The sequence below is a fragment of the Bradyrhizobium sp. SEMIA genome (assembly GCF_014844175.1).
GTDB classification, from domain to species: domain Bacteria; phylum Pseudomonadota; class Alphaproteobacteria; order Rhizobiales; family Xanthobacteraceae; genus Bradyrhizobium; species Bradyrhizobium arachidis.
On sequence record NZ_CP046601.1, the window covers coordinates 7,860,431 to 7,885,653 of the forward strand.

General features: G+C 65.4%; 24 protein-coding genes and 2 pseudogenes. 20 read left to right on the forward strand and 6 right to left on the reverse strand.

From position 1 onward, the window contains the following. Positions 1–141: 141 nt before the first annotated feature. The 7 genes from FOM02_RS37780 to FOM02_RS37810 all read left to right on the forward strand — a co-directional run bounded on the left by FOM02_RS37780 (position 142) and on the right by FOM02_RS37810 (position 6,266). Entirely contained in the window at positions 142–684 is a 543-nt protein-coding gene (locus FOM02_RS37780; protein ID WP_265440932.1) for a tripartite tricarboxylate transporter TctB family protein, read from the forward strand. A gap of 11 nt (positions 685–695) precedes the next feature. Continuing rightward, a complete protein-coding gene (locus tag FOM02_RS37785; RefSeq protein WP_265440933.1) occupies positions 696–2,210 on the forward strand; it encodes a tripartite tricarboxylate transporter permease in 1,515 nt (504 codons plus the stop codon). Positions 2,211–2,447: 237 nt separating this feature from the next. After that, positions 2,448–3,401 carry a right-handed parallel beta-helix repeat-containing protein gene (locus FOM02_RS37790; protein WP_265440934.1) on the forward strand — a complete coding sequence of 318 codons (954 nt, stop codon included), beginning with the start codon at positions 2,448–2,450 and terminating at the stop codon, positions 3,399–3,401. 282 nt (positions 3,402–3,683) lie between these two features. Then, positions 3,684–4,562 carry an outer membrane protein gene (locus tag FOM02_RS37795; RefSeq protein ID WP_265440935.1) on the forward strand — a complete coding sequence of 293 codons (879 nt, stop codon included), beginning with the start codon at positions 3,684–3,686 and terminating at the stop codon, positions 4,560–4,562. Between the two features lie 383 nt (positions 4,563–4,945). Then, positions 4,946–5,332, forward strand: coding sequence for a hypothetical protein (locus FOM02_RS37800; protein ID WP_265440936.1), 387 nt, complete (start codon positions 4,946–4,948; stop codon positions 5,330–5,332). Positions 5,333–5,361: 29 nt separating this feature from the next. Beyond that, positions 5,362–5,793 carry a leishmanolysin-related zinc metalloendopeptidase gene (locus FOM02_RS37805; RefSeq protein WP_265440937.1) on the forward strand — a complete coding sequence of 144 codons (432 nt, stop codon included), beginning with the start codon at positions 5,362–5,364 and terminating at the stop codon, positions 5,791–5,793. A 191-nt stretch (positions 5,794–5,984) separates the two neighbouring features. Then, on the forward strand, positions 5,985–6,266 hold the full coding sequence (locus tag FOM02_RS37810; RefSeq protein WP_265440938.1) for a hypothetical protein: 282 nt from the start codon (positions 5,985–5,987) through the stop codon (positions 6,264–6,266). Positions 6,267–6,333: 67 nt separating this feature from the next. Here FOM02_RS37810 and FOM02_RS37815 read toward each other — a convergent pair whose 3' ends face one another. Continuing rightward, a complete protein-coding gene (locus FOM02_RS37815; protein WP_265440939.1) occupies positions 6,334–7,527 on the reverse strand; it encodes a CaiB/BaiF CoA transferase family protein in 1,194 nt (397 codons plus the stop codon). Positions 7,528–7,634: 107 nt separating this feature from the next. Continuing rightward, positions 7,635–7,949 carry a hypothetical protein gene (locus FOM02_RS37820; RefSeq protein WP_265440940.1) on the reverse strand — a complete coding sequence of 105 codons (315 nt, stop codon included), beginning with the start codon at positions 7,947–7,949 and terminating at the stop codon, positions 7,635–7,637. Between the two features lie 197 nt (positions 7,950–8,146). Here FOM02_RS37820 and FOM02_RS37825 point away from each other — a divergent pair, with 197 nt between their 5' ends. Together FOM02_RS37825 and FOM02_RS37830 are read left to right on the forward strand one after the other, a co-directional pair. Then, on the forward strand, positions 8,147–11,179 hold the full coding sequence (locus FOM02_RS37825; RefSeq protein ID WP_265440941.1) for a CARDB domain-containing protein: 3,033 nt from the start codon (positions 8,147–8,149) through the stop codon (positions 11,177–11,179). 80 nt (positions 11,180–11,259) lie between these two features. Further along, the gene (locus tag FOM02_RS37830; protein WP_322596932.1) at positions 11,260–11,811 is read left to right on the forward strand and encodes a tetratricopeptide repeat protein; all 552 of its coding nucleotides are present in this window, start codon (positions 11,260–11,262) and stop codon (positions 11,809–11,811) included. 202 nt (positions 11,812–12,013) lie between these two features. Here the strand turns inward: FOM02_RS37830 and FOM02_RS37835 are convergent, their stop codons facing one another. From FOM02_RS37835 to FOM02_RS46990, 4 genes and pseudogenes are all read right to left on the reverse strand, one after another. Next, positions 12,014–12,610 carry a prepilin peptidase gene (locus tag FOM02_RS37835; protein ID WP_265440942.1) on the reverse strand — a complete coding sequence of 199 codons (597 nt, stop codon included), beginning with the start codon at positions 12,608–12,610 and terminating at the stop codon, positions 12,014–12,016. Positions 12,611–12,696: 86 nt separating this feature from the next. Next, positions 12,697–13,362 carry a type II secretion system protein GspD gene (locus FOM02_RS37840; protein WP_265440943.1) on the reverse strand — a complete coding sequence of 222 codons (666 nt, stop codon included), beginning with the start codon at positions 13,360–13,362 and terminating at the stop codon, positions 12,697–12,699. 258 nt (positions 13,363–13,620) lie between these two features. Next, positions 13,621–13,671 (reverse strand): annotated as a pseudogene (locus FOM02_RS47375) (hypothetical protein); the annotation flags it as partial. 430 nt (positions 13,672–14,101) lie between these two features. Continuing rightward, positions 14,102–15,076 (reverse strand): annotated as a pseudogene (locus tag FOM02_RS46990) (secretin N-terminal domain-containing protein); the annotation flags it as partial. Positions 15,077–15,213: 137 nt separating this feature from the next. Here FOM02_RS46990 and FOM02_RS37855 point away from each other — a divergent pair. The 11 genes from FOM02_RS37855 (at position 15,214) to FOM02_RS37905 (ending at position 25,211) form a co-directional block, all read left to right on the forward strand. Further along, the gene (locus FOM02_RS37855; RefSeq protein ID WP_416207739.1) at positions 15,214–16,902 is read left to right on the forward strand and encodes a GspE/PulE family protein; all 1,689 of its coding nucleotides are present in this window, start codon (positions 15,214–15,216) and stop codon (positions 16,900–16,902) included. A gap of 5 nt (positions 16,903–16,907) precedes the next feature. Continuing rightward, a complete protein-coding gene (locus FOM02_RS37860) occupies positions 16,908–18,119 on the forward strand; it encodes a type II secretion system F family protein (protein WP_265440945.1) in 1,212 nt (403 codons plus the stop codon). Between the two features lie 43 nt (positions 18,120–18,162). Next, positions 18,163–18,618: a type II secretion system major pseudopilin GspG gene (gene gspG / locus FOM02_RS37865; RefSeq protein ID WP_027564731.1), complete on the forward strand. Its 456-nt coding sequence runs from the start codon at positions 18,163–18,165 to the stop codon at positions 18,616–18,618. Then, the gene (locus FOM02_RS37870; RefSeq protein ID WP_027564730.1) at positions 18,581–19,075 is read left to right on the forward strand and encodes a prepilin-type N-terminal cleavage/methylation domain-containing protein; all 495 of its coding nucleotides are present in this window, start codon (positions 18,581–18,583) and stop codon (positions 19,073–19,075) included. The genes gspG and FOM02_RS37870 overlap by 38 nt, the downstream gene beginning before the upstream one ends. Continuing rightward, the gene (locus tag FOM02_RS37875) at positions 19,053–19,451 is read left to right on the forward strand and encodes a type IV pilus modification PilV family protein (RefSeq protein WP_265440946.1); all 399 of its coding nucleotides are present in this window, start codon (positions 19,053–19,055) and stop codon (positions 19,449–19,451) included. The genes FOM02_RS37870 and FOM02_RS37875 overlap by 23 nt, the downstream gene beginning before the upstream one ends. Further along, the gene (locus tag FOM02_RS37880; RefSeq protein ID WP_092219966.1) at positions 19,448–20,152 is read left to right on the forward strand and encodes a general secretion pathway protein GspJ; all 705 of its coding nucleotides are present in this window, start codon (positions 19,448–19,450) and stop codon (positions 20,150–20,152) included. Before FOM02_RS37875 ends, FOM02_RS37880 begins: the two co-directional genes overlap by 4 nt. Further along, positions 20,149–21,063: a general secretion pathway protein GspK gene (locus FOM02_RS37885; protein ID WP_244553987.1), complete on the forward strand. Its 915-nt coding sequence runs from the start codon at positions 20,149–20,151 to the stop codon at positions 21,061–21,063. Before FOM02_RS37880 ends, FOM02_RS37885 begins: the two co-directional genes overlap by 4 nt. 1 nt (position 21,064) lies before the next feature. Next, the gene (locus FOM02_RS37890; protein WP_167381152.1) at positions 21,065–22,102 is read left to right on the forward strand and encodes a PilN domain-containing protein; all 1,038 of its coding nucleotides are present in this window, start codon (positions 21,065–21,067) and stop codon (positions 22,100–22,102) included. Beyond that, complete coding sequence (gene gspM, locus FOM02_RS37895; protein ID WP_265440947.1) at positions 22,099–22,692, forward strand: type II secretion system protein GspM; 594 nt, start codon at positions 22,099–22,101, stop codon at positions 22,690–22,692. Before FOM02_RS37890 ends, gspM begins: the two co-directional genes overlap by 4 nt. Before the next feature lie 333 nt (positions 22,693–23,025). Further along, complete coding sequence (locus FOM02_RS37900) at positions 23,026–23,523, forward strand: hypothetical protein (protein WP_265440948.1); 498 nt, start codon at positions 23,026–23,028, stop codon at positions 23,521–23,523. Between the two features lie 107 nt (positions 23,524–23,630). Beyond that, positions 23,631–25,211, forward strand: a complete 1,581-nt coding sequence (locus tag FOM02_RS37905) for a hypothetical protein (RefSeq protein ID WP_265440949.1) — start codon at positions 23,631–23,633, stop codon at positions 25,209–25,211. Positions 25,212–25,223: the final 12 nt, after the last annotated feature.

Here is a 25,223-nt window from a genome sequence, read left to right on the forward strand (position 1 = left end):
GTCATGCCCCGCGAAGGCGGGGCATCCAGTATTGCACAGAAATCGCGAAAGACGGCTTCTGCACGGCGTACTGGATCATCCGCCTCTGGGCGCAATTGCGCACTAGGCGGATGATGACAGCGCAACTTGACTTGGCAGCTCATGTCCGAAACCGATCTTGAAATCGTCGTCGACGATCCGACCGCGCCTGAAGACGACTCGCCCTCCGTCGTCTCCTCCGGCACGATCGAGATCGTCGTCTGCCTGCTGCTGCTCGCGCTCGCCGTCACGCTCGGCTACGATAATTGGCGCACCGGCGCGTCCTGGGACGCGACCGGGCCCGAGCCCGGCTATTTTCCGTTCTATCTCTCCATCATCCTCGGCGGCGGCAGCCTCTACGGCCTGGTCGTGGCGCTGATCGCCCACCGCAAGGCATCCGAGACCTTCGTGACGCGCGCGCAGGCCCGCCGCGTCATGGCGGTGTTCGTGCCGACGCTGCTGTTCTGCGTGGTGACGCAGTTCCTCGGCCTCTATGTCGCGAGCTTCCTCTTGATCGCCGGCTTCATGCGCCTCGTCGGCAAGATCGCGCTGTGGAAGTCGCTGCTCACCGCGTTCCTGTTCACGGCGATCATGTTCGTCACCTTCGACATCGCCTTCGACGTCATCATGCCGAAGGGGCCGCTCGAAGCGGCCTTCGGCCACTAGGCGGTCCCGCGATGGAAGCTCTCGGTCTCCTGCTTCACGGCTTCGCCGTCCTGCTGACGTGGAAGACGCTTGTCCTGATGATGGTCGGGCTCGTGCTCGGCATCTTCGTCGGCGTGCTGCCCGGCCTCGGCGGGCCCAACGGGGTCGCGATCCTGCTGCCGCTCACCTTCACGATGGATCCGACCTCGGCCATCGTGATGCTGTCCTGCATCTACTGGGGCGCGCTGTTCGGCGGCGCGATCACCTCGATCCTGTTCAACATCCCCGGCGAGGCCTGGTCGGTCGCGACCACCTTCGACGGCTATCCGATGGCGCAGCAGGGCAGGGCGGCGGAGGCGCTGACCGCGGCGTTCACGTCCTCCTTCGTCGGCTCGCTGGTCGCGGTGCTCCTGATCACCTTCCTCGCGCCGATGATCTCGTCCTTTGCATTGAGGTTCGGCCCGCCCGAGTTCTTCGCGGTGTATCTCCTGACCTTCTGCTCCTTCGTCGGCCTCGGGCGTGAAGCCAAGCACAAGACTGTCATCTCGATGGCGCTGGGCCTCCTGCTCGCCGGCATCGGCATGGACACGGTGTCGGGCAATCTGCGCATGACCTTCGGCTCGTCCGAGCTGCTCCGCGGCATCAACTTCCTCGTCGCCGTCATCGGCCTGTTCGGCATCAGCGAGATCCTGCTGACGATGGAGGAGCGCCTCGCGCTGCGCGGCCATGCCGCGAGCATCTCGCTGCGGGTCGTGCTCGGCGTCTGGAAGGACTTGCCGAAATACTGGGTGACGCTGCTGCGCTCCTCCTTCATCGGCTGCTGGCTCGGCATCACCCCGGGCGGCGCGATCGCTGCGTCCTTCATGGGCTACAATCTGGCAAAACGCTTCGCCAAGGAGCCCGAGAGCTTTGGCAAGGGACGCATCGAGGGCGTGTTCGCGCCAGAGACGGCGGCGCATGCCTCCGGCACCTCGGCGCTGCTGCCGATGCTGGCGCTCGGCATTCCCGGCTCCGGCACCGCGGCGATCCTGCTCGGCGGCCTGATGGTATGGGGACTCAATCCGGGCCCGCTGCTGTTCGTCGAGCACAAGGACTTCGTCTGGGGCCTGATCGCCTCGATGTATCTCGGCAATGTCGTCGGCCTCGTGCTGGTGCTGACGACGGTGCCGATCTTCGCCTCGATCCTGCGCGTGCCGTTCGCGGCGGTGGCGCCGATGATCGTGGTGTCCTGCGCGATCGGCGCCTATGCGATCCAGAATGCGATGTTCGACATCTGGCTGATGCTCGGCTTCGGCATCGTCGGCTACGTCTTCAAGAAGATCGGCATTCCCCTGGCGCCGTTCACGCTCGCGCTTGTGCTCGGCAACCGCGCCGAGGATGCCTTCCGCCTGTCGATGATCGGCTCCGGCGGAAACCTGAAGGTGTTCTGGTCGAACGGGCTGGTCGGTTCGATCACGACGCTGGCGATCGTGCTGCTGTTCTGGCCGGTGATCGATCGCTTGCTCGCCCGCGTTAGATCGCCACACGGGGCGAGGCCGTCGTCGTGAACGAACCGATTCAGGTCGTGGCTTGAAGCGACGATCTCTTCGGACTGAAGCGACAATCTCTCAGCAATCAAGCCTCGATACAGCTCATCCGCGACTGCGCTATCGAGGGCGCGGGATTGGAGATGTAGCTGTGAGCCATATTACACGTAAAGTTGTATTGCTCTGATACAGGATGACGCGTCTCCGGCCGCGTCTCGAGAGACAAAGCATTGTTCATTTTTTTGACTGGAGCCAGAAATGAAGAGAATACCGAGATTATTTGGTTTGTCTTTTGCGATCGCTGGGGCGGTGTTCGCACTCTCCGTCCTGGCGAGTCCCGCCAGCGCCCAAGCGAGCCGCACTTGGGTGTCTGGTGTCGGCGATGACGTCAACCCGTGTAGTCGCACGGCGCCCTGCAAGACCTTCGCCGGTGCGATCTCGAAGACAGCGGTGAACGGTGAGATCAACTGCATTGATCCCGGCGGCTTCGGCGCCGTGACCATCACGAAATCGATCACCATCGATTGCAAGGAGGTGTTCGGGTCGATCCTCAATTCGAACGTCAACGGCATCAACGTCGCGTTCGATTCCTTCGCCGGAACCGACGTACGCAAGACGGTGAACCTCCGTAACCTCCAAATCCAGGGATTCGACAGCGGTCTGACCGGCATTCGCATCATCGGCGCCGGGGTGGGGAGCTTCGTCAACATCGAGGACTGTCTGATCAACGGCAATTTCGGGTCGCCCGGCACGGGTATTGCCGATCAGCGCACCAACGGAACGCTGAACGTCGTGAACACGACGGTTCGGGACATGGGAGGCAGCGGGTTTACGATCGCAAGTGCCGGCGGGGCGGGTCTGATCAAGGGCACGCTCAGCAATGTCAGGGTGATCAATGCGGCCAGTGGTGTCGCAGTTGGCACCGGCGCTGCCGTGCATCTCAGCAATTCGCTCGTGTCGAGTAATTCAGTTGCTGGCGTTTCGATCTCGGGCGGCGGCATCAACGTGGACGCGACCACGATCACCCACAGTCAGATCGGCGTTAAGCAAACGGGCGGCATAGTCAACTTGTCCAACAACGACCTTTCATTCAACAACACCGGTGTGTCCGGCACTGTGAACTCGTATTCCAACAATCGCTTCACCAGCAATGGCGCGGGCGGCACGATCACGCCAATCGGCACCACGACCAATCCGACCGGGCTGCAATAACAATCGGGATCGCAGCGACGCGCAGCGCGTCGTTCACGCAACTGCAAAAGCCCCGGCTCGCCCGGGGCTTTTTGTATCTGTTCGCCTGCGGCGCAGTGACACATGGACCAAGGCGACATCACGGTAGTCCCCGAACAATCCATGGATTCAGAGGCATAAGCAGTCGATGTCGTCCTAGTCCGGGTCGCCACACGCCCGGATTGTTTCCGATTGTTGCTGACCCGGCACAGCCCTCGAGTGCCCGCCGGCATATATTCCTATCACGAAATCGGGAGGGGGATCATGAAGCGGATTGTGATGATGGCAGCGGCAATGTCGCTGTTCGCGACGGGCGCACTGGCTGCGGATCTGGCGGCCAAGCCCTACGTCAAGGCGCCTGTGATGGTCGATCCGGTCTGGAGCTGGACCGGATTCTATGTCGGCGCCAATGGCGGCTACAGCTGGGGCCGTTCGCGCACCGATGCATCTTTCTTCAACTCCGGAACCGGGGCGCCGATCGCGCCTCCGGCCGGCTCCATCACCAGCGCCTCGTTCGACATGAACGGCGGCATCGCCGGCGGGCAGGCGGGATACAACTGGCAGAGCGCCAACTGGGTGTACGGCGTCGAGGGCGACCTGCAATGGTCGGGTGAGAAGGGCCGCGCCGGATATAGCTGCGTCGGCACCGCCGCCGCACCGGTCGCCGGACCCTGTCTTCCCACCTTTACGTTCCTTCCGCCCGGCGGTCTGGCTGGCACGACACTCACGGTCGACCAGAAGCTGCAGTGGTTCGGCACGGTCCGCGGCCGCGTCGGCATCCTGGCGACTCCGAAGGTGCTGTTCTACGGCACCGGCGGTTTGGCCTTCGGTGAGATCAAGACCACGGGCACGATGTCCAGCTTCAGCCTTATCGCGCCCTTCGGTCCGATCGGGTCGGTCGGCTCGACCTCCACGACGCGCGTCGGCTGGACGGCCGGCGTCGGTGTCGAAGGCAAGATCACCCAGAACTGGAACGCCAAGCTCGAGTATCTCTATATGGATCTCGGCCGCTTCGACTCCGGCCCGTTCACCCTGGCGCCCGCTTTGCCGATCAGCGTCAACGTGTCCTCGCGCTTCACCGACCACATTCTGCGCGCCGGCATCAACTACCAGTTCAGCGGCCCGGTGGTCGCCAAGTACTGAAATCAACACAGGCGTCAACGAGAAGCAAAGCCCGGCCTCGCGCCGGGCTTTGTCGTTTCTGTTCTGACTTTCGAAATCAGGCTCGCTCGATCGGCGCACACGTGCGATCGAATTGGAGCGGGGAGTTGTAGCGATCGACGTTCGATCGCAGGACGCGGCGCGATGCGTTTCGCTGGTGTCGCCGCGCGGAATCGCCCGCACATCGTTCAAGCAGGTGGACAGGCAACGTCATCTCGAAAGGCCCGGCGGTGACGCCGGGCCTCGTTATTTGATCGTGAAACAGTCAGAGGCCGTGACGCTTCTCTCGCTTGTCGGTGACGTTAATCGGGATCAGAATGCAAGCGTAGATAGAATTTTTCCGACCTCATTTCTCGGAGGATATCATGAGCATTGAACGCTACCGGGCTCGCAAGGGTGCCGAGATTTCACACGCGGTCGCAGCCGAAGCCCGCGGAGGCTACACGATCGAGGTCCATTTTCTGGGCGGACTGACAACCAAGCAGAAGGCTGCTTTCAAGCTCGCAGCAAACCGGTGGACGCACGCCATCGTGGGCGATCTGCCTGACGTCACGGTCGGTGGCGAAAGGATCAACAATCTTCGCATCACGGCGCAGGGCACCGACATCGACGGCCCCGGCAACATCCTCGGCCAGGCGGGGCCGAACCGTTTGCGCCCCAAAAATGCCGGCGCCGCTGCATTCCTGCCGGCAACCGGCGACATGCAGTTCGACACGCCGATCTCGCCGCGATGGAAGCAGACGGCACCCTGAACGACGTCATCACGCACGAGATGGGCCACGTGATCGGCATCGGAACGATCTGGACGAACAAGAAATTGTTGAAGGGAGCCCACACCAGCAATCCGACATTCGTCGGTACCAACGCCATGCGCGAATACGGCAAGCTCCGCGGCTCGGCGACGCTGCCCGTTCCCGTCGAAAACACCGGTGGTGAAGGGACGCGGGACTCGCATTGGCGCGACACGGTGTTCGGCGCGGAACTGATGACCGGCTTCGTCAATGAAGGCGGTAATCCGATGAGCCGGGTGACGATCGCCAGCTTGCAGGATCTCGGCTACGAGGTGAATATGGACGTTGCCCAGCCGTACCATCTGCCGGATCATCTGCACATGGCAGAGGCGGGGCTCGTCGCCGCGCGTGCCGCCACGACAAGAGGCATCGTGCTGCCGCGGATTCCGATCACGTTGCCCGAGGAAAGCTTGGGCGTTTAGACCTAAAGCATGATCCGGACCCGAAGGGCCGCGTTAGCGCAAAGTGCGAAGCGGTTTTCCGAAAAGGTCATGCTCAAACGACAACCTGAAGCGCGATGACGTTTCATCAATCTCATCGCGCTTTAGGGCCTCAAGCCAAAGGCCTGCCAAGCGAGGCTCCGTCGGGCGGCAAAACTTAGGGACACCGGACCATGGAGGGCATGAAGCGGCCGGAAGCGATCGTGCTTCCAGATTCGTCATTGATCCCGTCGGACTGCTTGATCTCGCCTCCGCCCAATCAGTTCACCCACGAGGTGGCGAGATCGCAGCCGTTCTATGCCTCGCGCGGTTCGCCGAGCGGGCCACCGACCGGACAGTTCGAGGCTGGAGCCAAGGTCGTTCTGCTCTATCATGACGGCGGAGAGCTTTGCCGGGTTGTCGATGCCGCCGGCCACTACGTCGACACGCGGTTCGACGGATTGCGCAAGATGTAGACGATCGCGCAACCCGCCGATGCCGGACCTCGTCATGGCAGGGATCGTGCGAGGAACGGCCGCGCCGTCACACTACCTTGGCGTCCCGCAGCTTTGCGATCTCGTCCGCACTGAGGCCGAATTCCTTCAATACCTCTTCGGTCTGCTCACCGAATTCCGGCGGCCGTGCGACCATCTTGCTCGGCGTGCGCGACAGCGTCACGGGTTGGCCGACCAGGCGGATGTGGCGGTCCTCGTCGTTCGGCACGTCCTGCGCGATGCCGAGATGCTTGACCTGGGCGTCCTCGAACATCTGGTCGATCGCATAGATCGGCCCGCACGGGACGCCGGCCTCGTTGAGCTCCCGGACCCAGGTCTCGGTCGATTTCGTCACCGTGCGCTTCTCGATCTCGGCGTTGAGCGCATCGCGGTTCTTGGAGCGGGCAGGGGCCGTTGCATAGTCGGGATGGCCATAGAGCTCCGGCGCGCCGATCGCCTGCGCGCAACGTTCCCAGATCCGGCCGCCGGTGGTGGCGATGTTGATGTAGCCGTCCGAGGTCTTGAACACGCCGGTCGGGATGCTGGTCGGATGATTGTTGCCGGCCTGCTTGGCGACCTCCTTCTCCATCAGCCAGCGCGCGGCCTGGAAGTCGAGCATGAAGATCTGGGCCTGCAGCAGCGAGGTCTGCACCCACTGCCCCTTGCCCGAGACCTCGCGCTCGAGCAGCGCGGTGAGGATGCCCATGGCGCAGAACAGGCCGGCGGTGAGGTCGGCGACGGGAATGCCGACCCGCATCGGGCCTTCGCCCGGCGCGCCGGTGATCGACATCAGCCCGCCCATCCCTTGCGCGATCTGATCGAAGCCCGGCCGCTTGTGGTAGGGGCCGTCCTGGCCGAAACCGGAGATGCTGCCATAGACGATGCGCGGGTTGATCGCCGCGAGGCTCTCATAGTCGATGCCGAGCTTCTTCTTCACGTCGGGCCGGAAGTTCTCGACCACGACGTCGGCCTTGGCCGCGAGACGCTTGAACACGGCGAGCCCGCGCTCGTCCTTCAGGTTCAGCGTCATGGCCCGCTTGTTGCGGTGCAAATTCTGGAAGTCCGAGCCCCGCCGGGGCCCGCCCGGCTGTTCGCCGCCGGCATCCTCGGTCAGCGCGTCGATCTTGACGACATTGGCGCCCCAATCCGCAAGCTGCCGCACACAGGTCGGCCCGGACCGGACGCGGGTCAGATCGAGCACGGTGAAGCGCGACAGGGCGTCCGAGGCATGCGGGAAGGGCATCGTGAAAGGGCTCCGGAAGGATTGCGGAGCCACCATAGTGCCGAAACATCATGCGGCAAGCCCGGTCTGGCGCCGAGGCCACCTGCCGAAATGCGATGCCTGGCAGATCAGCGCGACAGGCGCTTCAGCTCGGCGCGCGCCTGCTCGGCCAGCGGGTCATCGCTGTGGCGCGCAATGAAGAGCTCGAATGCCTCCCGGGTTCCCTTTCGCCGGGCGGCTTCGTATTCCTCCGCCACCGCGGCGGACGGATCGCGCGCCATCGGCATGGAGGCTGCGCGTCCTGCTTTCGCGCCTTCCTTGGCGCTGTCGTCCGCTTTGGCTTTCCCGACCATGACAGGCTGTTCTCCGAAAGGCGTTTGATCCGGTCCGGCGAGCACTGCCAGCGCCCCGATCAGACCGGCTGAAAGCGGACCCAGTTTCATGATTTCCCTTACGATTATACGGCTAGGCGGAACCTGCATCTTGCCGTACTCCGTATCACTACGGGACTTGATGGCTAACACGGCCTTCCGGAAGGGGATGCGCGCCGATGCCCATTTTAAACCAAATGTATATCTCTCAAGCTAGAATCATGCGCCTGCACTTCGAATCGTGCTGAAGCACCGCTCGGGAGAGTTTCTTGGCTAACGCTGTCACTGTCAGTGCCACCAACAACGCCGAGATCGACGGCCTGCTGTCGGGCTATAAATGGTCCGGCACGATCACCTACAGCTTTCCCGACTCGCCCAGCGACTACGCCAATCCCTACAGCGGCGGCAGCAGCGAACCGACGCAGGCCGGCTTCGCCTCGGCGCCGAGCCAGATGCAGGCGGCGATCAATTACGCGATCGGACTGATCCTCAGCTACACCAACGCCAGCATCCAGTACGCGGGCACGAACGGCGCCGATATCATGATCGCGCAGTCGCCCGCAGCCAATCCGACCTCATACGCCTATTATCCCGGCAATTATGCGTCCGGCGGAGATATCTGGTTCGGCACCAAATACAATTACTCGCTGGCGCAGCTCGGCAATTACTACTTCACGACTGCGCTGCACGAACTCGGCCATGCCTTCGGTCTCAAGCACAGCCAGGAGGCCGAGGGCCCCGCCAACGTCGCGGTGCCGAGCGCGCATGACGACAGCGAATACACCGTCATGAGCTATCGCAGCTATGTCGGTGCTTCGACGACGTCCGGCTACACCAACGAGGCCTACGGATATCCGCAGACCTACATGGCCAACGATATCCTCGCGCTGCAAACGATGTATGGCGCGGACTACGCGACCCAGAGCAGCAACACGGTCTACACCTGGAGCCCGACGACGGGGCAGGAGTTCATCAACGGCGTCGGACAGCTCGCGCCGGGCGGCGGCGCCGGCGGCTCGGCTAACCGCATCTACGAGACGGTCTGGGACGGCGGTGGCGTCGATACCTACGACCTGTCGAACTACACGACCAATCTGAGCATCAATCTCAATCCCGGCGCGGCGTCGGTGTTCTCCACCGTGCAACTCGCCAATCTCGGCAACGGACATTACGCGTCAGGCAATGTCTACAACGCCTATCTCTACAACGGCGACGCGCGCTCCTACATCGACAACGCCACCGGCGGCTCCGGCAACGACACGATCGTCGGCAATGCCATCGCCAACGTGCTGAACGGCGGCGCGGGCAACGACACGATCACCGGCGGCGGCGGCAACGACACCATCAACGGCGGCGCCGGGACGGACACGGCCGTGTACTCCGGCAACAGGGCGAACTACGCGATCACCTACAATGCGGCCAACCAGACCTTCACGGTGGTTGATCAGCGCGCTGGTTCTCCCGACGGGACCGATACGGTGACCGGCGTCGAGTCTTTCCAGTTTGCCGATGGTGTGACGGCAAGCTCCGGCCTGATGGTGCCTCCCAAGCCCGACCTGTCCGAGTACACCGCCGTCAGCCAGAGCTCGGTTGTGGCCGGATCCAATCTGACGCTTGACGTCTACAACATGAATCTGGGGGATGCCGTGGCCGGGCCGTCCACCGCGCGCATCTATCTGTCGAGCGACGCGACGATCACCACGTCGGATACGCTGCTCGCGACGGTGTCGACCTCGATGACTCTCGCGACGGTGAGTCAGCCCGGTTACTACGACCATCAGACAATCCTGGTCGCGGTGCCCGGCAATCTGGCACCCGGGACCTACTACATCGGCGGTATTGCCGACTATAACAACCAGCTCGGCGAGCGCGACGAGACCAACAACACCTATAATGTGGTGCAGATCACCGTGACTGCGCCGGCCCGTCCCGACCTGTCCGAATATGTTGCCGTGGACAGGTCGAGCGCTGCCGCCGGGAGCAGCCTCACGGTTGATGCCTACGACATGAACCTCGGCAACGCCGTGGCCGGACCCACGACGGCCGGAATCTATATCTCGACCGACGCGACGATCACGACGTCGGATACGCTCCTCACGACGATCGCGACATCGACGACGTTGGCGACCGTCAGCCAGCCCGGCTATTACGATCATCAGACGGTGGCTGTGACGCTGCCGGGCAACCTTGCGCCCGGTACCTATTACATCGGTGGGCTTTCCGACTACAACAACCTGCTCGGCGAGAGCAACGAGGCCAACAACGCCTACAACGTCGTTCAGGTCACGGTCACTGCGCCGCCGCAGCCTGATCTGTCCGAATACGTGGCGGTGAACAAGACGACTGCCCTGGCCGGCGACAGTCTGACGGTCGACGCCTACAATATGAATCTTGGTCACGTGGTGGCGGCGACGCCGACCACGGCCGGAATCTACATCTCGACTGATGCGACCATCACCACGTCGGACACGCTGCTGACGACGATTTCGACGACGTCCACGCTGGCGACGGTGAGCCAGCCCGGCTACTACGATCATCAAACTGTCACGGTGACGCTGCCCGGCAATCTGGCGCCCGGCACCTATTACGTCGGCGGCCTTGCCGACTACAACAACCACCTCACCGAGAGCAACGAGACCAACAACGCCTATAACGTCGTGCAGGTCACCGTGGCTGCGCCGGCAGCGCCGGCGCAGCCCGATCTGTCCGAATATGTGGCGGTGAACAAGACGACTGCCCTGGCCGGCGACAGTCTGACGGTCGACGCCTACAATATGAATCTTGGTCACGTGGTGGCGGCGACGCCGACCACGGCCGGAATCTACATCTCGACTGATGCGACCATCACCACGTCGGATACGTTGCTGACGACGATTTCGACGACGGCGACGCTGGCGACGGTGAGCCAGCCCGGCTACTACGATCATCAGACTGTCACAATAACGCTGCCCGGTAATCTGGCGCCCGGCACCTACTACGTCGGCGGCCTTGCCGACTACAACAATCACCTCGCCGAGATCGACGAGACCAACAACGCCTACAACGTCACGCAGATTACCGTGGCCGCTCCGAGCAGCCCGGCCGCGCAGACAACGACCATGGGCGACAATTTCGCGCTGGCCCAGACGGACACCGGGCAAGGGAGCAACTCGCACGGGGCGGATCATGCCCAGCTCGCGCAGCTCGTTTCGGCACAAGCGACCGCTGCCCAGCAGCTGGTGGACACGACAGATTCTCGTTTCACGTTCGACCACGCATCCGACGTCGCGCAGCATCACATCAGCGATTATCACCTGGTCTGATCGATACGCGTTCTTACCGCAGCTCTGGATTCTCCATTGCCCGTGCACTAGTCTGGGGACGCTGATGGTAAGAGGGTGAGATGAAGATCTGTGATCGGGGGCTCCGTCCGTCGCCTTTGCGGGGATGGATGTGCGGTTCGGCGCGACGAGAGCTCTGGGGGGCGGCGATCTTACTGGCACTTGTGCTTGCCGCGCCGGCCCACGCCCAGTCGTTCCGCCAGGGCGTCGCTGCGGTCCAGCGCCAGGACTATGTGACAGCTTCCCGCATCTTCATTCCGCTCGCCGAGCGTGGCAATGCGCCGGCGCAGACTTATCTCGGCTTCCTGTTCGAGACCGGCCGCGGCGTGCCGATGAACTACTCGGAAGCCGCGATGTGGTACCGCCGCGCGGCGGAGCAGGGCGACAGTCGCGCCCAATACTCCCTCGGCCTGCTCTATGACCGCGGCCAGGGCGTGCCGCAGGACATCGTCGAGGCCTCCAAATGGCTCAACCTGTCGACGGCCGCCGCAGCGCCCCCGGTGCGGGAGTCGCGGGCCCGGATCCGCGATGCCGTGACCACCAAGATGACACGTGGGGAGATCGCACAGGCCCGTCTGCGGGCGCTGGAATGGGCGCCGAGCCGCGAGCATTGATCGCGAATATTCCGGCCGGCGCGCCGCGGCCATGGTGACATCGTGCCAGTGTTTTGCCCGACGTGTCAAATGGATTTCGTAAAATCCGCAAGTATCCCGCGTCGGCCATTAAGTCATCGAGAAAGCTGTCCCCGTCTACTGTGCATGGGGTTGTTTTCGAGCTTTTTGTAAAGGGTGGGCCGCCAGTGGCGGTTATCAGGCCTTAGCCGGGCCAGCCGCCGAGCCAGTTCACATACCAGGTCTCGCCCAGCCAACCGATCCAGATCGCCGGCGCCAGGAACAGCCCGAACGGCAGGAAGGCGGTCGCGCGCAGCCGCTTCCTTTGCAGCACGGCGTTGCCGACATAGGCGCCGATCGCGAGCAGCGCCGCAAGCTCGATCACCGCAACCACGGTGGCAAGATCGAGCCAGGCACCGCACACCGCCGCGAGCTTGACGTCGCCAAGGCCGAGCCCGTCGCGGCCGCGCCAGTAGCGATAGATCAGCATCAGCATCAGCAGCGGCAGCGCGACCGCCACAGCGCGGGCCAGCGGCCACAGCAGCGCCTCGATGCCGATGTCGGGCACGAAGGCGCCGGCGCGGAGCAGGGCGAGGGCGAAAGCTGCGCCCGTCAGCTCGTTCGGAATGAGGTAGTGGCGGGCATCGTTCGCCGCGATCGCCAGCATCAGCGCGGCCAGGAACGCCCCGTAGAGGCCTTCCGCGCCAGGCGCGGTGACGAGGCTCGCGAACACGCCCAGCAGCAGGGCGATGCCGAGTGCGAGCGAAGGGCTCGTCTCGTCGTCCGGCACCTGATCCGTCACGGTTGTCGCGTGGGCATGATCTCCGCGCAAACGCGTTCCGCGTTTGTCGCGAGGGAAAGCCGCTGCGCGCTTGTCCGGATCATGCTCTAGCGTGCCGCCTTGGGCGGGTTCACGGTGACCACGGGATTGCTGGTCCCGACCAGGCGGCTGTTCATCTTGGTGCGCATCTCCTCGGCGATGACATGCGCGTCGACGCCGTCCTTGATCACGGTCGGCCGGATGAACAGGATCAGCTCGGTGCGGGCACGCGTGTTGGTCTGATGCGAGAAGGCATCGCCCATGCCGGGAATCGAATCGAGGATCGGAATGCCCTGGCGCTGCCTGTTCTCGGTCTCGCTGATCAGGCCGGCCAGCAGCACGGTCTGCCCACTCGTCACCGCGATCGAGCTCTTGACCCGGCGCTGCGAGATCGTCGGCGTCAACGAGTTGGCGCTGCCGGCCGCGACGCTCGAGATCTCCTGCTCGATGTCGAGCACGACGTTGCCGTTGGCATTGGCACGCGGCAGCACGCGCAGGATGATGCCGGTGTTCTTGTAGTCGATGGTGTTGACCACGGTGTTGTTGGCGGTCAGCACGGTCGCGGTGCCGGTCGAGAACGGCACCTGGTCGCCGACCTGCAAGGTCGCGGCCTGGTTGTCGAGCACCACCAGCGAGGGATTCGACAGCACCTTGACGTCGGTGACGTTATGCAGCGCATCAAGCACGACGCGCGGCGAGTTTTCCGAGCCGATCAGGAAATTGAAGCCGGGCAAGGCGCGCCCGAGCAGGGCGCCGGCGGCGGCGTTGACCGCGTTGCTCGTCGGCTCGGTGTTGCTGCCGATCGTGGCGCTGTTGCTGATGCCCGAGATGGTGTTGGAGATCGAGCCTTTCTGGCTCGCCAGGAAGAACTGCACGCCATAGTTCAGCTGATTGTTCAGCGTCACCTCGGCGATGGTCGCCTCGATCGCGATCTGGCGCTGCGGCCGGTCGATCTGGCGGATGGTCTGCTCGACGATGCGCTGCGCGTCCTGGTTGGCGTAGACGAGCACGGCGTTGTTGGTGACGTCGGCGGTGATCCGCACGTTCTGGAGGATGGCGTTGGCGCCGGGCTTCGCACCGCCGCCGCCCGACAGTCCGCCCCCGAGGCCGTTGTCCTGCGCCGGCGTCGCGGAGGCGGCCGGAGCGGGACGGGCGCTGAACGCCGCCGCTGACCGGCGTGGTGGCGCCGGCGGCGGCGGTCGGCAATGCGCTCAGCGAGGCGATCGGATTGGTGGAGGACGACGTCGTCGTCGACATGCCCGAGCCGGGCGAGATCTGGGTCGACGCGTTGTCGAGCGTCGAGCTGTTCGCCGAGCCCTGGTTGAGCAGCATGTCGTTCAGCATCGCCACGATCACCTTGGAGTTGCCGTAGCGCAGCGGATAGGATTTCAGGTTCACCCCGTCGGTGTCGGAGCGGTCGAGCCGCGCGATCCAGGTTTGCGCGCGCTTCAGATATTCCGGCTTCTGGCTCACCACGAGGATCGAGTTGAGCCGCGAGATCGCCTGCAGCTTGATCACGTTCTGGCTCATCCCGCCTTCGCCGGAATCCATGATCTTCTCGATCTCGCTGATGACGGGCTCCGGCGCGGAATTCTGCACCGGGAAGATGCCGACGGATTGTCCGCGCATCCAGTCGGCATCGAAGGAGAGAATGGTGTCGACGGCGGTCGCCCGGTCGGAGCCGCTGCCGCTGATGATCAGCGTGTTGCGGGCGTTGTCGGGACGCATGGTCGAGGCCTTGACGCCGAAGGCGTCGAGCAGCTTGAAGATGTTCTGGGCCGAGACATAGCGCAGCGGCACCACCGAGATGCCCTGGCCGGCCGCGACGTTCGCGCGGTCGACGCCGCCGGGACCTGCCTCCGGCGCCGGCAGCAGCCGATAGCCGGTACGGTCGCGCACCAATGCGACGCCGGACATGCGCAACGCGTTCTCCAGCACGTAGAGCGCGTCCGCCTTGGGCACCGGGCGCACCGAGGCCAGCGTCACGGTACCCTGCACGCGCGGGTCGATCGTGTAGCCGACATTCAATACATCACCAAGGATGACTTTTGCGACGGTGGCGACCGGCGCATTCTCGAAATTGAGATCGTAGCCGCTGCCGCCGCCGTCATCGCGTTCGGCCACCGCGCCGCCTTGCGGCGTCGCGCCATCGCCGAGATAGATTGCGGGCTTGTTCGATTTCGACTGGGCGATGCCGCTTGCACCGGTATCGGCAGGCTGCCGTGGCTGCAGGTCGAGCGAGCGGACCTTGTCGGCGATGTCCTGCGCGCGCGGATCCTTTGGATCGGATTCGATCGACTGGTCGGCGGTGACGATGCAGGCACCGAGCAGGAAGGCGGACGACAACAAGACAAGCGCAGCAGGCAACGCTGAGCGCAGGCGCAAGAGCGGCTGGACCACCTCAAACAAAATACGCCTGCCAACGCTAGATGTGATGGGAAATTGCATCCGATCCCCCGCGGCTCGGACGCGCAACTGTTTGCGCCACGATTATGTTTTTGCTAAGAAATAAGTCAAGGGTAAAGGGCTTTCGGCCCCCGCCGAAGTTGTTGCATTCAAGTAACAAGGTCAACGCTGTGAATGCGATGCGCGACCGCTCCGCAGAGAGCTTCCGGCAGCACCTCCTGGAAAAATATTCATTGCCGCTGCGGGCCCACGCCCATGCGGACAAGTCGGGCAATCCCGCGCTGACGCGCCCCTTGCGCGAATTGTGGGAGGCCACCGATCTGTCCGCGTCCGAATTCGCAGATGAAGTCTCCAACTATTTCGATCTGCCGCGGCTGAACCTTCCGCAACTGCTCGCCGCGACGCCTCGGCTCGATGGGTTTTCGCGCCGTTTCCTGCGTGAATCCACCATCTTTCCCTTTATCGCGCCGGACGATGGCGTTCGGCTGGCTGTCGCCGACCCCTCTGACACCGCGGCCACGCGCGCGGCCGAAATCGTGTTCGGAACAGCGGTCGATGTCGTCGTAGCGTCATATGAGGATATTACGACAGTCCTCGATCAACGGGCCGATGCCGACGATGCGAATGCCGATCGAAGCGGCAGAAGCGTTGCGCATCAGTCCGACGACGACATCGAGAGCCTGCGCGATCTCGCCAGCGGCGCACCTGTGGTGCGCGCGCTCAACGATCTATTGGAGCGCGCGGTGGATTTGCGTGCCAGCGACATTCACGTCGAGCCATTCCGCGCCGGGCTCACGGTGCGCATGCGTGTCGACGGCCTGTTGCGCGCGCTGCCGTCGCCGCAAGCCATCCCGCCGCAGGCGCTGATCTCGCGCATCAAGATTCTCGCCAGCCTCAACATCGCCGAACGGCGCCTGCCGCAGGATGGCGCGGCGCGCGTGCGCGTGGGGCGCAGCGAGATCGACGTTCGCGTCGCCACCATGCCGACGCAGCATGGCGAGAGCGCCGTCATCCGTCTGTTGCCGCGCGACCGCGGCCTCCTCGAAATGAGCAGGCTCGGGCTCGGCGCGCGCGACGAGGGCGCGATGACGCGGATGCTGGCGATGCCGCACGGCATGATCGTCATCACCGGGCCGACCGGCAGCGGCAAGACCACGACACTTGCGACCATGCTCTCGATCCTGAACGAGCCGACACGCAAGATCCTCACCATCGAGGATCCCGTCGAGTACGAGATCCCCGGCATTAATCAGTCGCAGGTCAAGCCGTCGATCGGGCTGACCTTCGCCTCCGCCATGCGCGCCTTCGTGCGCCAGGACCCCGACGTGATCATGGTCGGCGAGGTCCGCGACGCCGAGACCGCTCATATCGCCATCCATGCCGCGCTGACCGGCCATCTCGTGCTGACGACGCTGCACACCGAGACTGCGGCGGCCGCCGTGCCACGCCTGATCGATCTCGGGATCGAGGGATTTTTGCTGAAGTCCACCTTGCGCGCCGTTGTGGCGCAGCGCCTCGTGCGCATGCTCTGCGACCGCTGCAAGGTGCCGCATACGCTGACCGAGGCCGATCTTGCCAAGGACCCACGCTTTGCGGTGATCGGTTTCAAGTGCGGCGAGGTCGTGCACGAGGCCGGCGGCTGCGAACGCTGCGGCGGCACCGGCTATCGCGGCCGCAACGGCGTGTTCGAGATCCTCGAAATGTCCGATGAGGTGCGCGGGCTGATCGGGCCGCAGACCGACTCCCACTCCATCGATTCCGCCGCGATGCGCGGCGGCATGACGACGATGCTGGAGGATGCGGTCGCCAAATGCCGGGCCGGGCTCACCACCGTACCCGAGGTCTTCCGCGTGACGACGGTGCGCTAGAACCCATGCCGAACTATCGCTACCGCGCGCTCAATGCCAACGGCGAACTGATCTCCGGCGCCATTGCCGCGCCCGCGCCGGGCGACGTCGGGCCGCGGATCGAGCGGCTCGGCCTCGTGCTGGTCGACAACGTCACGCCGGAGGAGGGCGGCGCGGCCGCCGGCGTCTTCAGCCTCTTCAACAAGCCGAAGCCGGAAGACGTCACGATCTTCACTCGCGACCTCGCGCTGTTGCTGCGCGCCGGCGCCCGCATCAATGACGGGTTGGAGCTGCTCGCAGCCGATCCCGATTTCGGCCGGCTGCGCCCGGTCGTGGCCGACATCCGCTCGCGCGTCGTCTCCGGTGAAAGCTTCGCCGAGGCGCTGGCACGGCACGAGGGGCTGTTCCCGGCGATGTATATCGCGCTGGTCCGGGTTGGCGAAGCCTCGGGATCCCTCGATCAGGTGCTGGAGGTGCTGGCCGGCGAGCGCGCGCGTGGCGAGGCCTTGAGGCGCCGGCTGTCGGATGCGATCCGCTATCCGATATTCGTGCTCGGCGCGGCCGGCTGCGTGCTGCTGTTCTTCCTCAGCTTCGTGCTGCCCCAGTTCGCCAGCGTCTTGCAGGATTTCGGTGCCAAGGTCGATCCAGTGGTCGGCGTCTTCCTCAACATCTCGACCTTCCTGCGCAGCAATTCCGACACGATGCTGGCCGGCCTTGCCGCCACGATCGCAGCGGCATGGCTGTTGCTGCGGCAGCAGCGGATCCGCCGCGGCATCACCAATGCGATCGTGCGTCTGCCGGCGATCCGCAACGTGATGAGCGCGTACCGGACGGCGCTGTTCTGCCGCAATCTAGGTCTGCTGCTCGGCAGCGGCGTCAATCTCACCACCACGCTGCGCATCCTGATCGACATGATGGCGACGACCGGACCGTCCACGGTCTGGAGCGATGCCGCCGATCGCGTTCGCCATGGCTCCAAGCTCTCCGACGCGCTGGCCGACACCGAGGCGCTGCCGGCGATGGCGGTGCGCATGCTCCGGCTCGGCGACGAGACCGGGCAATTGCCGATGCTCTCGGGGCGCGTCGCAGAATTCTACGAAACGAAGTTGCAGCGAACGCTCGACCGTGCGGTCGGCATCGCGGGGCCGGCGGCGATCATCGCGATCTCGCTGGTGGTCGGCGGCCTGATCACCTCGGTGATGACGGCGCTGATGTCGGTGAGCCAGATTGTCGGTTAGGCCAGGCTACGCGAGTAACGGCAGGTAAGGGGAGAGACTTGAAGTGACCAAACATCCATCGTCAAGGCGCAGCCGGCGGCGCGCAGGCCGAGGCGAAGCCGGCTTCACGCTCGTCGAGATGCTGGTCGTCATCACCATCATCGGGATGATCATGGCGCTGGTCGGCCCGCGGGTGCTGAACTATCTCAGCGAGTCCAAGGCGAAGGCGGCGAAGATCCAGATCGAGAGCTTTTCCAGTGCGCTCGATCTCTACTACCTCGATCTCGGCCGCTATCCGACGTCGAACGAGGGCCTCACCGCGCTGACCCGCAGCAACAACCAGGCGGGCTGGAACGGCCCCTATTTGCGCGGCGGCATGGTGCCGAACGATCCATGGGGCCACATCTACGTCTATCGCTCGCCGGGCGCGAGCGCGCCTTACGAGATCATCTCGCTCGGATCGGACGGCCAGGAAGGCGGCAGTGGTACGGCAGCCGACATTGTCAGCGGCGCGCGCTGAGGGCCTCGCTGAGGCGCGCGGCTTTGCGCTGATCGAGATCCTGTGCGTGCTCGCCATCATCGGCTTGCTCGCGGCAATCATCCTGCCGGCGGTCCCGCGCACGACGACGCGCGCCAAGCTGGAGAGCTATGCGGTTGAGACCGCGGCGCTGCTGAAGGCCGACCGCAACGCGGCGCTGCGCCGGCAGACCAGAGTGACGACCACGGTGGATGCAGAGGCGCGTGCGATCCGTTCCGGCGTCACCGGGCAAATCATCCGTCTGCCCCGCGACGTGGTCGTGGCGGCGACCTTGGCCTCGCGCTGTGCCAACCGGACGGCGGGACAGTCGATCGATTTCTTTCCGTCGGGCATGTCGTGCGGCGGCACGATCGCGCTGGCGCGGCCCGGCATGGGTTATGAGGTGCGCGTCAACTGGCTGACCGGAGGCGTCGAGATTGTCCCGCAGAAGCTGCTCTGACGGCGCCGCCGGCTTCACCCTGATCGAGGCGCTGGTGGCGCTTGCGATCATCGTGGCCGTGCTCGGAACCATCGGCTCGGTCATCGCCACGACGGCGAAGGGCACGCGTTCGATCGACCAGCGCCTGGCGCTGGCCGGCACCGCAGAGCGGCTGCTCGCGGATCTGCCGCCGCGGGCCTTGCTCAAGTCGGGCCGGCAGAGCGGCGAGCTGGCCGGCAGCCGCTGGCGCGTCGACATCACGCCGATGAACGTGGCGGGCGATGATCCCGCCGCCAACCGCTTCGTGCCGATGGCCGTCAATCTGCGGCTCCAGCGCGCCGACGGAGCGGCGATCCAGATCACGACGGTGAAGCTGGTACCGAGGGCCGCACAATGAAGCGCCTGCGCCGCGCGCTGGCCGACGAAGCGGGCTTCACCCTGCTCGAAGTGTTGCTTGCGACGCTGCTGATGACGCTCATCCTGGCGGCGCTGGCGACGGTGACGGCGCAATGGCTGCCGAACTGGAATCGCGGCATCGCCCGCGTGCAGCGGGCCGAGCGTCTCGCGACCGGGCTCGACCGCATCGTCGCCGACCTCTCGGTCGCCGAGCAGATCACTGTGAACGGCGATGCCAAGGTGCCGCTGTTCGACGGCGCCGAATTGTCGGTGACGTTCCTGCGCACCGCGATTGGCCCGAGCACGCGACCGGGTCTCGAATTCATCCGCCTGATCGAGAAGGCGGACTCGCAGGGGCTGGCGCTGGTGCGCGAGCGCGCGCCGTTCCAGCCGATGCCGACCGACGGGCAGATCCGCTTTGTCGACCAGGTCGTGCTGATCCGCGCGCCGTTCCGCCTGAGCTTCTCCTATGCCGGGCCGGACGGCCAGTGGCAGCCGACCTGGCGCGGCCAGCCGCAACTGCCGGATCGCATCCGCATCACCGTGCGCAACAGCGCGACCGGGCAGGTGCTCGCGGTCTCGGGCGCGGTGATCCCGCACATCACCGCGCCGGCCGAATGCGCGCGGGCCAAGAATCCGGCGACCTGCGTCGCGGCGCGCGGCGGGCCGCAACAGGCGCAGAAAGAGGAGCAGCAATTGTGAGCCGTCCGGCGCAGAATTGCAGAGAGCTGCGCGATTCCCGCGGCTTCATCGTCGTCGCGGTGCTCTGGATGCTGGCGGCGCTGGCGACGCTCGCGCTGATCTATCTGACCTATGTCACCAACACGGCCGTCACCGTCGCTGTCAACGCCGACCGGTTGCAGACCGATGCGCTGATCAACGCCGGGCTCGAGCTCACGGCCTACCGGCTCTCGGCGCAGAACGAAGCCGTGCGTCCGACCAGCGGCACCTTCAATGCCCGCGTCGGCGCAGGCCGGGTCAGCGTAACGTTCCGCTCGGAGGCCGCGCGCCTCGATCTCAACATGGCGCCGAAGCCCATGCTGGCGGGCCTGATGACGGCGCTCGGCGTCTCCGCGAGCGACGCGCCCGTCTATGCCGACCGGATCCTCGCCTGGCGCACCTCGACGGAGGCCGGCCAGGACAATCCGGAGGATTCCTTCTACCGCACGCTCGGTGCGCCCTATCTGCCGCGCCATGCGCCGTTTCCGCACAGTGACGAGCTCTGGCTCGTGCGCGGAATTCCGGCGGCCGTCATCGAGCGTGTGCTGCCCTTCGTCACCGTGTTCAGCAACATGCGGACGGTGAATCTGCTGGACGCAGCGCCGCAGGTGCTGGCGGCGCTGCCGGGCATGACGCCCGAGACGCTGCAACAGGTGCTGCGCGACCGCACTGACCCCAAGGTCGATCCGCGCTCCCTGGTCACCCTCGCCGGGAGCGCCAACGCGACGACCGACGGCTCGCGGGCCTACCGGCTGACAGTCGTTGCCGAGGCGCCGTCGCACCGGCGCAACTCGGCCGAGATCGTCATCCTGCTTCTCGAAGGCAGCGATGAGCCGTATCGTGTATTGTCGTGGCACAACGCCTATGACGGCTCTGCCGGAAAGCCTCTGTGAGATGAGTTCGCTCGATTCCCTCCGCGCCATTCTCGATACCTGGACCGGCACCGTGGCCGGCACGGCGGTTGCCGGCCTCGAGCGGATGGTGTCGCCGCGCGTGGTGCGGCTGGTCGAGACCGAGACCGGCGCGTTCGCGCTGGAGACGGCGAAGCCGGAGAACGGTTCGAAGGAGATCGCGTTCGAGGACGGCAAGTTCGCAAGCCCCAACCTGGCGCAGATCGTCCGCGGCAGCCGCGTCGAGATCGTGCTGCGGCCGGCGCGCTTCCTGTTCCGTCCGCTGGAGCTGCCGGCGCGCGCGGCCGATTTCCTCGAGGGCATCGTGCGGGCGCAGATAGACCGGCTGACGCCGTGGAGCGCGGGCGACGCCGTCTTCGGTTGCAGCGCTCCGGTGGCGCACGGCAGCGAGAGCATCACCACCGAGATCGCGGCGGCCCCGCGCAAGCTGGCGATGGGCTATGTCGAGGCGGTCGCGCCCTTCCATCCGGCGGCGATCGCGGTTGCGACTGAGACGGCCGAGGGCGGGCGCATCAAGGTGTTCGAGCAGAGATCGCGCGGGGCGGTCGACCCGGCGCGGCTGAGCCGGACGCTGCAACTGGTGCTGGCCTTCGCCGCCGTCGCCGCGGTGATCGGATCGGTCGCAGCAGGCTATCTCGCTGACAGCCTCAGCGCGCAGGAGAGCGAACTCGAACGGCAGATCACCCAGCGCCGCGCCGCGCTCCGCGGTGCCGACGGCGGCGAGCGCTCGCCGCTCGCCCAGCTGGAACGGCGCAAATACGAGACGCCGGCGAGCGTGATCGTGCTGGAGTCGCTCAGTCGGATATTGCCCGATCATACCTATGTCACCGAGCTGCATCTGGCCGGCAACAAGCTCCAGATCGGCGGCATCACCCGCGATGCGCCCTCGCTGATCCCGCTAATCGAGCAGTCCCAGCATTTCACCCGCGCGACCTTCTATGCTCCGACCACGCGCAGCTCGTCCGATCCCGGCGAGCGCTTCCACATCGAGGCGCAGATCGAGCCAAGGAACGTGCCATGAACAGCACCATGAGCAGCGCCAAGGTCGCCGGAGGAAATGCGATCACGCGGGCGCTCGCAAGCTCGCCGCTGATCGCGGTCACGCTCTATGTGGCGGTTGCGGGCGGGCTGCTGCTGATGGCGGGCCTGTCGATCGCCGACGTCATCGCCCATCGCCAGGCGCTGGCGCAAACCTCCGACCTGCTCGACCAGCTGCGCGGCCGCAAGGGTGGCGCCAAGAATGCCGCGGCAGCTTTGGCCGAGCATCCGGGCACGCCGTTCCTGGAAGGGCCGACAGTGACGGTCGCGGGCGCCAATCTGTTGCAGCGGGTTGCGGCCGCAGTCGGCAATGTCGGCGGCTCGGTGCAGTCCTCGCAGGTCGACGTCACGGGTGCACAGGTGAAGGACGGCTTCGTCGGTCTCGTCGTGAGCTGCGAGCTGGACCAGCCGGCGCTTCAGAAGCTGCTCTACGATCTCGAAGCCGGCATGCCGTTCCTCTACGTCGATCAGCTCGATGTCCAGGTGCCGCAGACCACTGCGCTGAACGAGGCCGGCACCGGCCGCGTCAGGGTGATCCTGGGTGTCTCCGGCCAGTGGCAGGCGGGCAAATAGGGGGCTTTGGCCGGTCGCCCGGGTTCCGGTTCGATGCGGGTTGATGGCGACGCGCATCGGAACTAGTTTGGTGGCACGAGCGTGCCGCGAGCTTCCAAGGGAATTTTCGATGTCCGGGTGGCTGAGACCGACAGGATTGGCTGCGCTGTGCGCGGCGGCCGCATTGACGGCTCAAGGCATTGCCGAGGCTCCGGCCGCGACCTCGTCGCGCATGGATATCCTGTCCGACGATGCCGCGGGCAGCCCCGCCGAAAGCGTCGATGTCGGCGCGATGCGGCCGATCGCGGGCCCGGCGCAACCTGTCAGCAAACCCGTCCCCCGCGGCAATCCGCTGTGGGCGGTGCCGTTCTCGGCGCTGACGACGACGCAGGAGCGCCCGATCTTCTCGGCCTCGCGCCGGCCGCCGCCGCGCGCGGTTGCCGCCTCTCCGGTCGAACTCCGGTCGAAGAGGTGCAGGCACCGCCACCGCCCAAGCCGGCCGAGGCGCCACCGCCGCTGCTGCTGGTCGGGGCCGTGGTGGGCGAGGGGGATGCGATCGCGATCCTCGTCAACCGCACCGACCAGTCGATCGTGCGCCTGCGGCAGGGCGACACGCTGGGCGGCTGGTCGCTGACCTCGGTGCAGCCGCGCGAGGTGACGTTCAAGCAGGGCGAGCGCAGCGAGATCCTGGCGCTTCAGAAGCCGGATGGAACGACGGCGGCTCCGACCGCGGCCGGCGCCGCGCCGCCGGATGCCGGCGGCAAGCCGACGATGCCGACCACGACCAATACGTCGTTCGCGCCCTTCGTACCGCGCTCCACGCCGAAGAACGGCGAGGCGGACGGGCTCTGAGCGCTGCATCGGCTGTCGGTACCGGGACAAATCCGGACGCCATTGCCTAAGCCGTTCAACCGCCTTAAGACGCGGCTTCAACGCCTTATCGCCGGGAAGGATGCGGCTTGACCGACACGCAGACTGACGCGCCCGGCAAGGCCGATAGCCGGACTGGTGGCGGCGGTGCCGGACGCGTCCGCCGGCTCATGCACGGCTGGTCGGCTAACCTGGTCCAGATGGGGCTGGGGCTGACCCAGCAGCTGCTGCTGATCCCCGCATTCCTGCACGTCTGGAGCGGCGAACTGCTCGCGGCGTGGCTTGCGATCTTTGCCGCAGGCGGCCTCGTCATCGTGGCGGATGCGGGACTGCAGCTCCGCGCGATCAACCGGTTTCTGGCCTTCAGGTCCTGCGTCGACTGCGACGGGCGTACCGCGCGCCTCTATCGCGACATGCTGCGGATTTATTTCGCCCTCGTCGCCGCTCTCGGTGTGCTGCTGTGCGGGGCCATCTATCTCGTGCCGCCCTCGGTGGTGCTTGGCTTTCATGCGACGCCGACCTTCGACGCCGCGATGCTGGTGATGACGCTCGGCACGCTTCTGAGCCTGCCTGCCAACCTTGCCGCTGGCCTCTATCGTGTGCGCGGCCAATATGGCCGCATCATCTGGCTGCAGAACGCTGCGCTGCTGCTCGGCCAGATCGCGCAGCTTGTTGCGCTGTTCAAATTCGGAAGCCTGCTCGCGGTGGCGATCGCCTGCGTGTCGACGCAGCTGCTGTTCACGATCTTCGTCGTGGCCTTCGACGCGCCGCGCCTGTTTCCGTTCCTGCGGCGTGCGCAAGAACTCCCATTTGTCGCTCCGTCATGGCGCTGGAGCATCGGACAGCTCGGCCGCGCGCTGCCCTTCGCGGTCGCCAACGTCACCGAGCTCGCGCTCGTCAATGCTCCCGTGTTGCTGGTCTCGGCCCTCGTCACCGACCGCGTCGCGGTCGCGCAATGGGGGCTGACGCGCGTGATCGCGAGCCTGGTGCGCGGGCTCAGCCTCCAGCTTGCCCTGCCGTTCGGCGCCGAGCTCGGCCATGATCACGCGATCGGCGACAAGGAGCGACTGCGCCGCCACTATGCCTACGGATCGGCGTTTGTGACCGGGCTCGCATGTCTTGTTGTTGCGGGCATGCTGCCACTCTGGCCCGACTTCTTCACGCTGTGGACCCATGGCAGCATTCCCTATGACGGTCCGCTGGCGGTGATGCTGCTGCTCGGCTCGGCCGCGGCCGCCCCCTCGCAGCTTGCGCTGGTCTTTGCCAGTCACAGCAATCGCGGCGAGCTCCTGATCCGGACCAAGGGGCTTCAGCTCGTTGTCTTCTTGGCTCTGTCCTTCGTCCTGATCCCGCGGTTCGGACCGCTCGGCGCGGCCTTCGCGGTGGTCGCGAGCGATATCCTGATTCAGTTCGGCCTGCTTGGACTGGTGATCATGCAACAGACCCTGCGCCGTCCGCTCAGGCACATTGCGTTTCTGCTGCTCATGGCGGTCGCCGTCGTGGCATCCGGCTGGCTGATTGGTACGGCGATCGAGGCGGTCATCCCCGGGGGCGGGCTTGCAAGCTTCATCGCAAAATGCGCGGCCTGGCTGGTCGTCGTTGGCGCCCTCGCAAGCCCGCTTCTGAGCAAGGCCTTGCGCGAGCGGCTGCGGACGCTGGTCCCGGCCTAAAGCGCGATGGCA

Coding starts and splice junctions, on each gene's coding strand:
- FOM02_RS37780 (WP_265440932.1), top strand. CDS start 142: ATGTCCGAAACCGATCTTGAAATCGTCGTCGACGATCCGACCGCGCCT.
- FOM02_RS37785 (WP_265440933.1), top strand. CDS start 696: ATGGAAGCTCTCGGTCTCCTGCTTCACGGCTTCGCCGTCCTGCTGACG.
- FOM02_RS37790 (WP_265440934.1), top strand. CDS start 2,448: ATGAAGAGAATACCGAGATTATTTGGTTTGTCTTTTGCGATCGCTGGG.
- FOM02_RS37795 (WP_265440935.1), top strand. CDS start 3,684: ATGAAGCGGATTGTGATGATGGCAGCGGCAATGTCGCTGTTCGCGACG.
- FOM02_RS37800 (WP_265440936.1), top strand. CDS start 4,946: ATGAGCATTGAACGCTACCGGGCTCGCAAGGGTGCCGAGATTTCACAC.
- FOM02_RS37810 (WP_265440938.1), top strand. CDS start 5,985: ATGGAGGGCATGAAGCGGCCGGAAGCGATCGTGCTTCCAGATTCGTCA.
- FOM02_RS37815 (WP_265440939.1), bottom strand. CDS start 7,527: ATGCCCTTCCCGCATGCCTCGGACGCCCTGTCGCGCTTCACCGTGCTC.
- FOM02_RS37820 (WP_265440940.1), bottom strand. CDS start 7,949: ATGAAACTGGGTCCGCTTTCAGCCGGTCTGATCGGGGCGCTGGCAGTG.
- FOM02_RS37830 (WP_322596932.1), top strand. CDS start 11,260: ATGAAGATCTGTGATCGGGGGCTCCGTCCGTCGCCTTTGCGGGGATGG.
- FOM02_RS37855 (WP_416207739.1), top strand. CDS start 15,214: ATGCGCGACCGCTCCGCAGAGAGCTTCCGGCAGCACCTCCTGGAAAAA.
- FOM02_RS37860 (WP_265440945.1), top strand. CDS start 16,908: ATGCCGAACTATCGCTACCGCGCGCTCAATGCCAACGGCGAACTGATC.
- FOM02_RS37880 (WP_092219966.1), top strand. CDS start 19,448: ATGAAGCGCCTGCGCCGCGCGCTGGCCGACGAAGCGGGCTTCACCCTG.
- FOM02_RS37890 (WP_167381152.1), top strand. CDS start 21,065: ATGAGTTCGCTCGATTCCCTCCGCGCCATTCTCGATACCTGGACCGGC.
- gspM (WP_265440947.1), top strand. CDS start 22,099: ATGAACAGCACCATGAGCAGCGCCAAGGTCGCCGGAGGAAATGCGATC.